This is a genomic window from Phytobacter sp. V69 (genome assembly GCF_965644215.1).
Classification (GTDB): domain Bacteria; phylum Pseudomonadota; class Gammaproteobacteria; order Enterobacterales; family Enterobacteriaceae; genus Phytobacter.
Genome location: NZ_CBFFRL010000160.1, coordinates 1 through 11,692, shown reverse-complemented (window position 1 = coordinate 11,692; position 11,692 = coordinate 1). Strand labels below are relative to the sequence as shown.

Sequence of the window (11,692 nt, the reverse complement as noted above, 5' to 3'; positions counted from 1 at the left end):
TTTATTATCGAGTTCGGTGACCGCCTGGACGGTCACTTCTGAGAAAAGGCATTTACACAGAATCGTGTACAGGGTCGGCACGTTATGCGCCGCATCCGGGGATTCAGGTTAATCGTCGGTCTGTAGCCACCATACCGCTTCGAACGGGCGCAGGGTCATATCACCCGGTGCCGGGGAGATCTCGGCGTAATTGCTCATGATGGCCTGCCACTGCCCCGACATCTCTTTGGGCTGCCACTGCTGGCATTCACGGCTCAGGTTGGCTGCCACAACCAGCGTCTGCCCCAGCCACTGACGGCGATAACACCACAACCAGGGGTGCGCGGGCAGCAGATCTTCATAATCCCCCCAGGTCAGAATCGGCTGCTCTTTACGCAGCGCGATCAGGCGCAGGTAGGTATAAAACACCGAATCCGGATCGTTCATCGCCGCCTGGGCATTGATCTCGTCGCGGTTATCGCACAGACCAATCCACGGCTCGCCCTGGGTGAACCCGGCGTGTTGCTCGCTGGTCCACTGCATCGGCGTGCGGCTGTTATCGCGGGACTTACTGGCCAGAATCGCCAGCAGCTCGTCGGCATCGCGCCCGCTGGCCCGCAACTCGGCGAACATATTGTGGCTTTCCACGTCCCGATATTCGCTAATGTCGGCAAAATGCGGATTGGTCATGCCAATCTCTTCGCCCTGGTAGATATACGGCGTACCTTGCATCCCATGCAGCACCATCGCCAGCATCCTGGCGGACGGCACGCGCAGTTCGCCCTCATCACCAAAGCGCGACACAATGCGCGGCTGGTCGTGGTTACACCAGAACAGCGCATTCCACGCCACCTTGTGCATGCCCTGCTGCCAGTAATTAAACAGCGCCTTGAGCGCCACATAATCCGGCTCGGCCTGCGTCCATTTCTCGCCGCCGGGGTAGTCCACTTTCAGGTGATGAAAATTGAAAGTCATCGACAACTCGCGCCCGTCCTGCGCGGCATATTGCTGGCAATGCTCCAGCGAGGTCGACGACATCTCGCCCACCGTCATCAGGTTACGCGGCTGGAAAACCTCCCGGCTCATCTCCTGCAAGAATTCGTGCGCGCGGGGACCATCGGTATAAAAACGACGGCCGTCGCCTTCATGATCGTCCGGGAAGTTCTGATCTTTGGAGATCAGATTGACCACATCCAGACGCAACCCGTCCACGCCACGATCGGCCCAGAATTCACAGACCTTTTTCAGCTCGCTGCGTACAGCCGGATTTTCCCAGTTCAGATCCGCCTGTTCTGGCGCGAAAAGATGCAGATAGTACTGCTCGCTTGCCGCATGCCAGCCCCAGGTGTTGCCGCCAAATTTTGAGCGCCAGTTGTTAGGCAGGCCATCCGCTTTACCGTCGCGCCAGATATAAAAGTTGCGGTACGGGCTGGCAGGATCCTGCGATTCACGAAACCAGGCGTGCTGCGTGGAGGTGTGGTTGAGCACCATATCCAGCACGATACGAATGCCGCGCGCCTTCGCCTGAGCGACCAGCTCATCAAAGTCTTCCAGCGTGCCGTAAAGCGGGTCGATGGCGGTGTAACTGGCGACATCGTAGCCGTTATCCACCTGTGGTGAGACGTAGAACGGCGTCAGCCAGATGGCATCCACGCCCAGGGTTTTCAGGTAATCGAGGCGCATAATCACGCCGCGTAAATCGCCCGTGCCGCTGCCGGTCGTGTCCTGGAAGCTCTTCGGGTAGATCTGGTAGATGACACCGTTTTGCCACCAGTGAGGAAGGGTATTCATAACGTATTCCTGGTAAAAGCGAAGGGCGCAAACGCGCCCTAAAAGTTACACAATCTGCAGCGTGCCCTGACGGAACTTACGCTGGTAAACCACCGAGGTCAGCGCCATCGGCACAATAATCGCCACTGCCATCGCCAGGGCGAACACCTGCCACCAGGTCGGCTGAATAGAGAGGATGCCCGGCAGGCCGCCAACGCCAATACCGTTTGCCAGCACACCGTTCAGGCCACACAGCAGGGCGGCGAGGCCGGAGCCAATCATCGCGCAGAGCATCGGGAAGCGGTATTTCAGGTTGATGCCGTACATCGCCGGTTCGGTTACGCCAAGGTAGGCCGAAATCGCTGCCGGTACGGAGATCTCACGTTCATTGTGTTTACGGCTGGAGATGATGATCCCGGTGACCGCAGACGCCTGAGCAATGTTCGACAGGGCAATCAGTGGCCACACCGGGGTGCCGCCCATGCTCTGAATCATCTGCATGTCGATGGCGAGCGTGGTCTGATGCACACCGGTAATCACCAGCGGCGCGTAGAGGAAACCAAACAGCGCCGCGCCAATCGGAGCAAAGCTGCCGGTCATCAGGTGGCGTACCGCGAAGGCCACGCCGTCGCCCACCATACGACCGAACGGGCCAATAAAGGCATGCGCGAGGAACACGGCCAGCAGCAGGGAACACACCGGCACGACCACCAGATAGAGGTAGTCCGGCACCAGACGTTTGAGGCGGGTTTCAATCACGCCCAGCGCCAGGCCTGCCAGCAGGGCCGGAATAACCTGTGCCTGATAGCCCACTTTCTCAATGGCGAACAGGCCGAAATTCCACACGTCCGGGATTTTGCTACCCAGCTCATAGGCGTTCATTAATTGCGGGGAGACGAGGGTCACGCCGAGCACGATACCGAGGATCGGCGTACCGCCCATTTTGCGCACCGCCGACCAGCAAATCCCCACCGGCAGGTAGAAGAAGATCGCTTCGCCAATCAGCCACAGGAAGTCGTAAACGGTTTTCAGACCGGGATACATCTGCGCCAGCGTCTGGCCGTTGCTCATCGGCAGATCGCCAATAACGTTACGGAAGCCGAGGATCAAACCGCCGCTGATCAGCGCCGGGAGCAGCGGGAAGAAGATCTCGGCAAAGTGCGAGATCAACTGCTCGTGCCATTTCATGTTCTGGCGTGCCGCCCGTTTGGCCTGTTCTTTATCGGCAGAGGCCTGGCCGATGGTGCTGATAAGTGCCTGATACCAGTCGCCCACGTCGGTGCCGATCACCACCTGGAATTGCCCGGCGTTGGTAAAGCAGCCTTTGACCATCGGCAGCGTGTCGATGGTTTTCGGGTCGGCTTTGGCCGGTGCGTTCAGGACAAAACGCAAACGGGTGATGCAATGGCTCACCGTGGCGATGTTTTCGCGTCCGCCGACCAGCTCAATAAGTCTGGCGATATCCTCTTGTCTGACTTTGCTCATCGTGATGCCCCACTGAGAGAAAATAATGACTGCTGATGAATGTGCGCAAGCATATCCATTGGGCGAATAACTGAAAATGGGAACGTTCCCGAAACCAAGCGAAGATCACAATAAACCGTGCGGGAAGGGGACTCAGGCGAGCTGGGCGGGGATCACAATTTGGCGTGGATCGGTACGGCCATTGACCTGATCAATCAACTGCGCCGCGGCCTGGCGGCCTGCTTCGGCATAGCCGGGATCAACAGTGACGATCTCCGGATGGAGAAATTTCATCAGCGGCGTGTTACCCACGCTCGCCAGTTGCAGGTTTTCAATGCGCTGCTCTTGCAGGTATTTACTCGCCCCCAGCGCGAGGGTGTCCGTTGCGCAGAGCAGGGCGGTGGTGTCCGGCATCAGCACGCTGGCCACATTGTCGTAGCCGTGCTTCATGGCAAGGCCTGGCAAAATGAAGTGCGGGGTGAGCTGGTGGCGCGCGCAAAACGTCATATAGGCGTCGTGACGACGCTTGCCGGTGGTGACGTCACTGTGCGGCACGCCAATAAAACTGATGTGGCGATGGCCCCGATCGTAGAGGTTTTGCATCAGCAGATTGATGGCCCCTTCGTCGTCATAGCAGACGGAGGCGAACCCTTTAGCATCACGCGCCAGCAGCACCAGAGAGGCGCGCCACGATGACAGTAGTTCTTCGGTGACGCCGGTAAAGCCAAACAACACCACGCCGTCAATATTGCGGCGACTCAGCATGTGCAGATGCTCTTCCACCATCTCCGGCGAGAACTGACTTTCCATCATAATCGGATCGTAGCCCTGCTCATAAAAAGCCGGGAGCATGGTCTGGACGGCGAGGTTTTCCGACAGAGAATCGAGGCGCGAGACGATGATGGCCACCACTTTGTCGCTCTGCCCACGCATGGCGCGCGCGGAGCGGGACGGGGAAAAACCGTGCTGATTGACCACCGCTTCGACGCGCTCGCGGGTGCGTTCACTCACGCCGCTTTCATTATTCAGCACACGGGAAACCGTGGATTTCCCAACGCCACTTAAACGCGCAATGTCTTTGATCGTCAGCCGGTTTTGCATGCGTCCTGTCCTGTTCCTTATCAAGGCGGATTGCAGAATAAAGAAAGTTTGACGAGGACTCAACCAAACGGCAATGGGTAAAGTCTGGTTTACGTTCGGTTTAATTCAGCAGAGTTATAATAGCGCCGCTAAAGACTGTCATTTTTTACCCTTACCGGAGGTTATATGGACCCTGATCCCGCACCTCTCCCTCGACGGAGACCCTCTTTCCGGTAAGCCTGCCTTTGCTGCCTTATCGGAAACGTAAGGCAGCGACGCAAAACGTCCCTGCATAACTGAAAACGCCTGCTGGCGCGGATGTTTCGTGCCCGCAGTAATACACAAAATCATTCGCGATGTGTCGAGGCGGCGAGACTGGGCATCGCCGGGAGCTTACTGAGGTAAGTGGCCGGTGTGAACAGGGGAAGCCAACGGAGAGACAGCGCGAAGGATGATGTGTAGTGGCACCCGCGTGATGCGGGGGCAAGGATGACTACTATGTTCAAAAATATCACTCGACTCCTGGCCCGGCTTAACCGCCACTTACCTCGCCGTCTTGTGCAGCGCGATCCGCTGCCTGGCAGTGCGAATATTCAACACGTCGAGGTTCCGGCCTCGCTCAGCGACCGCTGCCTGAAACTGTCGACGATGGAACTCGCCGACCTGTGGCTGCAGCTCAACAGCCACCCGGAAGGGCTGAATGAAAAAGAGGTGCAGGACGCACGGGAAAAATGCGGGGTTAACCAAATTCCCGGACAGCGTCCGGTGCCCTGGTGGGGGCATGTGTGGTCCTGCTATCGCAACCCGTTTAACCTGCTGCTGACCTGCCTGGGCATTTTCTCCTATGCGTCGGAAGACCTGTTCGCCGCCGGGGTGATTGCGCTGATGGTTGCCATCTCCACCTTCCTGAACTTTATTCAGGAAGCGCGCTCCACCAAAGCGGCGGATGCGCTGAAAGCTATGGTGAGCAACACCGCGACGGTGCTGCGGGTAGCGAATGAGCAGGGTGAAACCACATGGATGGAGATCCCGCTCGACCTGCTGGTTCCGGGCGATATCGTCAAGCTGGCGGCAGGCGACATGATCCCGGCGGATCTGCGCGTGGTGCAGGCACGTGACCTGTTTGTGGCGCAGGCGTCGCTGACCGGTGAATCCCTGCCAGTAGAGAAAGTGGCGAAAACCCGCACCGCGGATCAGACCAATCCGCTGGAAAGCGACACCCTGTGCTTTATGGGCACTAACGTGGTCAGCGGCACGGCACAGGCGATGGTTATCGCCACGGGTGGCAACACTTGGTTTGGGCAACTGGCCGGGCGCGTGAGCGAACAAGAGAGCGAGCCGAATGCGTTCCAGAAAGGCATTGGCCGCGTCAGCATGCTGCTTATCCGCTTTATGCTGGTGATGACGCCGGTGGTACTGCTGATTAACGGCTTTACCAAAGGCGACTGGTGGGAAGCGGCGCTGTTTTCGCTGTCGGTTGCTGTCGGGTTGACCCCGGAAATGCTGCCGATGATTGTCACCTCTACGCTGGCGCGCGGGGCGGTGAAGCTGTCGAAACAGAAAGTTATCGTTAAACATCTGGATGCGATTCAAAACTTTGGCGCTATGGACATCCTGTGTACCGACAAAACCGGTACGTTAACGCAGGATAAAATCGTGCTGGAAAACCACACGGATATCGCCGGTAAAGTCAGCGAACTGGTGCTGCACTGCGCCTGGCTGAACAGCCACTACCAGACCGGGCTGAAAAACCTGCTCGATACGGCGGTGCTGGAAGGGGTAGATGCAGAAGCGGCACGTACGCTCTCTACCCACTGGCAGAAAATTGACGAGATCCCGTTTGATTTCGAACGTCACCGCATGTCGGTGGTGGTCGCCGAAAACGCGGATGCCCATCAGCTGATTTGCAAAGGCGCGCTGCAGGAGATCCTCAACGTGTGCAGCCAGGTGCGTTACAACGGCGATATCGTTCCGCTGGATGAAACCATGCTGCGCCGTATTCAGCGCGTGACTGAAACTCAGAACCGTCAGGGGCTGCGCGTGGTGGCGGTGGCAACCAAATACCTGCCGGCACGCAGCGGTGATTACCATCGCGTGGACGAATCCGACCTGATCCTGGAAGGCTACATTGCGTTCCTCGATCCGCCGAAAGAGACCACCGCTCCGGCGCTGAAAGCGCTGAAAGCCAGCGGCGTGACGGTAAAAATTCTGACCGGCGACAGCGAACTGGTGGCGGCGAAAGTGTGCCAGGAAGTAGGACTGGACGTGGGTGAGGTGGTGACGGGCAACCAGATTGAACATCTGGGTGATGACGAGCTGGCGGCGCTGGCAAAACGCACCCTGTTGTTTGCGCGCCTGACGCCAATGCATAAAGAGCGCATTGTGACGCTGCTGCGTCGTGAAGGGCACGTGGTGGGCTTTATGGGCGACGGTATTAACGACGCCCCGGCGCTGCGTGCGGCGGATATTGGTATTTCCGTTGACGGCGCGGTGGATATTGCCCGTGAAGCGGCCGATATCATTCTGCTGGAAAAAAGCCTGATGGTGCTGGAAGAGGGGGTTATCGAAGGGCGTAAAACCTTCGCCAACATGCTGAAATACATCAAAATGACGGCCAGTTCTAACTTTGGTAACGTGTTCAGCGTGCTGGTGGCAAGCGCCTTCCTGCCGTTCCTGCCCATGCTGCCACTGCACTTGCTGATTCAGAACCTGCTTTACGATGTATCCCAGGTGGCGATTCCGTTCGATAACGTCGATGACGAGCAGATTCGCAAACCGCAGCGCTGGAACCCGGCAGACCTCGGGCGCTTTATGATCTTCTTCGGCCCGATCAGCTCCATTTTCGATATTCTGACTTTCTGCGTGATGTGGTGGGTGTTTAAGGCGAATGTGCCGGAAGCCCAGACCCTGTTCCAGTCAGGCTGGTTTGTGGAAGGGCTGCTGTCACAGACGCTGATCGTGCATATGATCCGTACTCGCCGCGTGCCGTTTATTCAAAGCCGCGCCGCCTGGCCGCTGATCATGATGACCGCGATGGTGATTCTGGTGGGTATCGCGCTGCCGTTCTCGCCGCTGGCAAGCTATCTGCAACTGCAGTCGCTACCGCTGTCATACTTCCCGTGGCTGATTGCGATCCTCGCCGGATACATGACACTGACGCAGATGGTGAAGGGTTTTTACAGCCGCCGGTATGGCTGGCAGTAACGCCCTTGTGATAATCGGCCTGAGCGGTTCCATTCAGGTCGATTATCTAAAGATCAGGTGCACGAACAGATACCCCAGTGAGCAGAGGAAAATAATCACCATGGACCAACTTAGCTGATAAAACACGTTATCCGTTCCAAAGCCTGAACGTGAGAGTGAGATATTCCCTTCCTTAATATGTTTGGCTGACAGCGCACGGTAGCGGCGGATGTAGCTTACGCAATAAATCAAAAAGACGGGGATAATCCAGGCGCTGATAGACGAAGGGAAAGCCGTACCGAGAAGCAGAGCGACGGTAAAGAAACCCAGAAATACGTACGATGCTGTTGTTTCTAATTTTTTTAACTCACTGCGTATACGTTGGGCGTGCAACTCTTGCCAGCGTCGAAGCGTGCTCGGGCTGAATTCAAATCTCTCGCACAATTCCTTGTTGGGAACCCCGTTTTTGGATTGCTGTAGGAAATCAGCAATTTGCTCCTCAGTGAAACGTAATCTTGCCATTACCAACCCTCCATGGTGGTTATCAATGCGTATTAGGCGAGATTAGCGGCGTACCGCGATGGCTTCAATCGCGATTTTTACCTCTTTTAGCAGAGACATCGCTCCAGGGCATGAGTGCGGCGGGATATTCCCCGGTGGCGCTGGCGCTGACCGGGGCTACGATGGGTAGCCCGGATAAAGGCGCTTGCGCCGCATCCGGGATGTCTCATAAGCATCCACTGCGATATCGATCACATTTCACGTATTTCTTTTTGTGAAGATTGCTTTTATATATAAAAGACAATGCTTACGGTATGAATGTTACTTATTGATATTATTTATTAAATATTATCCATGCGTACTCTAAGGATTTGATGGCTTTTACTAATAAAAGTCAGTGTCGACTGACGTTTGCATTTCCCCTCTCTGGCTCACAAACATCCTTTTTATTGCCCTCCGGGGCCTGCATTGACGCCTTCCACGCATAAATTACACTCCAGCTAACTCTCCATTCTGTTGATAAAAAGAGTGCCCATTAAAATGAAAGAATATCGTAGCCAGACCTGGTTTGGTCGGAAGGATAAATCAGGTTTTATTGCCAGAAGTTGGTTGAAAAATCAGGGATTACCCAATGACATCTTTGATGGACGTCCAGTTATCGGCATTTGTAATACGTGGTCAGAATTAACCCCCTGCAATGCACATCTGCGTGACCTCGCCGAGCAGGTAAAAATGGGGGTTCTGGAAGCTGGAGGCATTGCCTTTGAATTCCCGGTGATGTCACTCGGCGAAGCCCTGATGAAGCCGACCACCATGCTATTTCGCAATCTGGCCAGTATGGATGTTGAAGAGTCCATTCGAGCCAACCCGATTGATGGCGTGGTGCTTCTGACCAACTGCGATAAAACGACGCCATCATGCCTGATGGGCGCGGCGAGCGTTGATTTGCCGACGCTGGTGGTCAGTGGCGGCCCGATGCTTAATGGTAAATATCAGGGCGCGGACATTGGGTCGGGCACGGACTTATGGAAATTTAGCGAAGATTTACGTGCGGGCATCATGAGCCAGGCGGAATTTGACGAGGCAGAAAATGCTATGTCGCGAAGCCCCGGCGCATGTAACACTATGGGGACGGCCTCCACGCTCTCCTGCATGGTGGAGGCGTTGGGTTTGTCGCTTCCCGGATCTGCGGCCATTCCCGCCGTTGATGCGTCACGAAAACGCAATGCCCGTCTGTCGGGGCGGCGGATTGTCGAAATGGTGAAAGATGACGTGCGGATGTCGCAGATTCTGACACGCGAAGCTTTTGAGAATGCGATTGTGGTGAATGCCGCCATTGGCGGTTCCACCAATTTTATTCTGCACCTTCTGGCGATTGCCGGGCGTATCGAAGTACCACTCACGCTGGAGGATTTTGACCAGTGTAGCCAGCACATCCCCTTGCTGGCGAACCTGAAACCATCCGGCGAGTTCCTGATGGAAGATTTCTACTACGCGGGCGGTGTGCCGGGGGTGATCAGCCAACTGTTCGATAAGCTGCATACCGACGTCATGCAATGTAACGGCCACACCCTGAGTGAGAATTATCAGAGTGCGAAAATCCTGAATGAGCGGGTGATCGCGCCACGGGAGCAGGCGCTGCTTGAGGATGCCGGTACCATCGTGCTGAAAGGGAATCTGTGCCTCGATGGGGCGGTGATCAAACCTTCCGCGGCAACACCTGCGTTGCTCAACCACACTGCTCGGGCGGTGGTATTTGAGAATATCGAAGACTACAACCATCGGATTAATGACCCGGTGCTTGATATGTTGCCAGACGATATCCTGGTGCTGAAAGGAGTCGGGCCGAAAGGGTATCCGGGCATGCCGGAAGTGGGAAACTTTGGTTTGCCGCTCAAGATCTTGCAGCAGGGCGTACGCGATATGATCCGTATCTCTGACGGACGAATGTCCGGTACCGCCTTTGGCACTATCGTGCTTCATGTCAGCCCGGAATCCACGGTGGGCGGTACGCTCGCGCTAGTGAAAAACGGCGACATGATCGAGCTTAACTGCCAGACGCGCCAGCTTAACTTGCTGGTTTCTGATGATGAGCTTACCCGGCGTAAAGCCGACTGGCAGGCGGAATACCCTGATTACCCGCGCGGCTACGCCAGCCTTTATATCCAGACAGTACAACAGGCACACACTGGCGCGGATTTAAACTTTTTGCCGGGGAAATCTGGCAGTGATATTAAACGTGAACCTCACCCTGAATAATAAATATCGGAGTTGTTATGAGTAAAATGTGGTCCAACGATAGCGAATTATTTTCCCTTGCAAAAGAAAAACTGTTTGTTGCTCTGGTGGGGGATATTTTAGATACCATGGGGTTATTACATCAGTTCTTATCCCCGCAATTAAAACCAATTGATCCGAAGATGGTGATTATCGGTCGGGCAATGCCGGTGCTTGAAGCCGATTATTTTCATGAAAGCACGCCAGGAAATAATGCGCTGAGTGAAAAACCGTTTGGCCTTATGTTTAATGCCCTCGACGATCTGCAAACAAATGAAGTGTATATCTGTGCGGGTGGTTCATTACGTTATGCACAGTGGGGCGGGTTAATGTCGACCCGCGCAATGCAGTGCGGTGCTGCGGGGGCGGTGATTCACGGCTATCACCGTGACAGTAATGAAATCCTGAACCTCAATTTCCCGGTTGCCTCCTTTGGGAGTTATGCACAAGACCAGGGGCCGCGCGGAAAGGTCGTCGACTGGCGTGTGCCTATTGAACTGGATGGCGTGCGCATGATGCCTGGTGATGTGATTTTTGGCGATCGCGACGGTGTACTCGTGATTCCTGCACAGGCTGTGGATGAGGCATTCCATGGCGCGTTTGAAAAGGCGAAAGGCGAAAATGACGTTCTACTCGCCTTGCAAAAAGGCATGAGTACCGTCGAGGCATTCGATAAGTTCGGAATTATGTAACTGCTATTTTATCTGCCAGATAAATAAGGAGAAGATTATGTCTTCTGCTACTGATTTTATTGAGAAGTCAACGATTCATAAGATATCGCTTAAAATCGTACCAATTATGGTTATGCTCTATGTGATTGCCTATATTGATCGTCAAAATATAGGTTTTGCAAAATTACATATGGTCGAAAGTTTATCTCTGAGCGAAACAGCATATGGATTAGGTGCATCATTATTCTTTATTGGTTATTTGCTGTTTGAAGTGCCTGGCAACATTATGCTGCACAGGGTCGGAGCCCGTTTATGGTTTGCGCGCATTATGCTGACCTGGGGCTTTATTACCGTTCTGATGGCGTTTACCACCAGTGCAACCATGTTTTATATTTTACGCTTTTTGCTTGGAGCGGCGGAGGCCGGATTATATCCCGGTTTGCTCTACTATATGACGCGCTGGTTCCCGCTTTCCCATCGCCCACGGGTGGTTGGTTATCTGATTATGGCAAGTCTGGCGGCGAATCTCATTGGCGCACCGCTTAATGGAGCATTACTCAGCATCCACGGCGTACTGCAACTGGATGGTTGGCAGTGGATCTTTATTGGCACCGGTCTGCCTGCGTTGCTGTTAATTATCCCGGTATTGCTGCTGTTGCCCGACTCTCCGGAAAAAGCAACGTTCCTGAGAGCACCCAGAACATGCCGTTGATGATCTTACGATGCTCTGCCCACGGACGCCCGACCCGTGGAGATACAGACTCTGC

At 55.0% G+C, this 11,692-nt stretch carries 8 protein-coding genes; 4 read left to right on the top strand and 4 right to left on the bottom strand.

Going from position 1 to position 11,692, the window contains the following annotated elements; all coding sequences use genetic code 11:
* Positions 1 to 108 precede the first annotated feature (108 nt).
* The 3 genes from treC to treR form a co-directional block, all read right to left on the bottom strand.
* The gene (treC, locus tag ACSZPU_RS19080; protein WP_499001997.1) at positions 109 to 1,770 is read right to left on the bottom strand and encodes an alpha,alpha-phosphotrehalase; all 1,662 of its coding nucleotides are present in this window, start codon (positions 1,768 to 1,770) and stop codon (positions 109 to 111) included.
* 45 nt (positions 1,771 to 1,815) lie between these two features.
* A complete protein-coding gene (gene treB, locus ACSZPU_RS19075) occupies positions 1,816 to 3,234 on the bottom strand; it encodes a PTS trehalose transporter subunit IIBC (protein WP_499001995.1) in 1,419 nt (472 codons plus the stop codon).
* Between the two features lie 132 nt (positions 3,235 to 3,366).
* On the bottom strand, positions 3,367 to 4,314 hold the full coding sequence (treR, locus tag ACSZPU_RS19070; RefSeq protein WP_499001993.1) for a trehalose operon repressor TreR: 948 nt from the start codon (positions 4,312 to 4,314) through the stop codon (positions 3,367 to 3,369).
* Positions 4,315 to 4,791: 477 nt separating this feature from the next.
* Here treR and mgtA point away from each other — a divergent pair, with 477 nt between their 5' ends.
* Positions 4,792 to 7,497: a magnesium-translocating P-type ATPase gene (mgtA, locus tag ACSZPU_RS19065; RefSeq protein WP_499001991.1), complete on the top strand. Its 2,706-nt coding sequence runs from the start codon at positions 4,792 to 4,794 to the stop codon at positions 7,495 to 7,497.
* Between the two features lie 42 nt (positions 7,498 to 7,539).
* Here the strand turns inward: mgtA and ACSZPU_RS19060 are convergent, their stop codons facing one another.
* Complete coding sequence (locus ACSZPU_RS19060; protein ID WP_499001988.1) at positions 7,540 to 7,998, bottom strand: transposase; 459 nt, start codon at positions 7,996 to 7,998, stop codon at positions 7,540 to 7,542.
* Positions 7,999 to 8,517: 519 nt separating this feature from the next.
* Between ACSZPU_RS19060 and ACSZPU_RS19055 the strand changes: the two genes are divergently transcribed.
* From ACSZPU_RS19055 to ACSZPU_RS19045, 3 genes are read left to right on the top strand one after another with little or no spacing between them, the layout of a single operon-like run.
* Positions 8,518 to 10,236: an IlvD/Edd family dehydratase gene (locus tag ACSZPU_RS19055; protein WP_499001986.1), complete on the top strand. Its 1,719-nt coding sequence runs from the start codon at positions 8,518 to 8,520 to the stop codon at positions 10,234 to 10,236.
* A 17-nt stretch (positions 10,237 to 10,253) separates the two neighbouring features.
* On the top strand, positions 10,254 to 10,946 hold the full coding sequence (locus ACSZPU_RS19050; RefSeq protein WP_499001983.1) for an RraA family protein: 693 nt from the start codon (positions 10,254 to 10,256) through the stop codon (positions 10,944 to 10,946).
* A gap of 37 nt (positions 10,947 to 10,983) precedes the next feature.
* Positions 10,984 to 11,637 carry an MFS transporter gene (locus ACSZPU_RS19045; protein WP_499001980.1) on the top strand — a complete coding sequence of 218 codons (654 nt, stop codon included), beginning with the start codon at positions 10,984 to 10,986 and terminating at the stop codon, positions 11,635 to 11,637.
* Positions 11,638 to 11,692 lie beyond the last annotated feature (55 nt).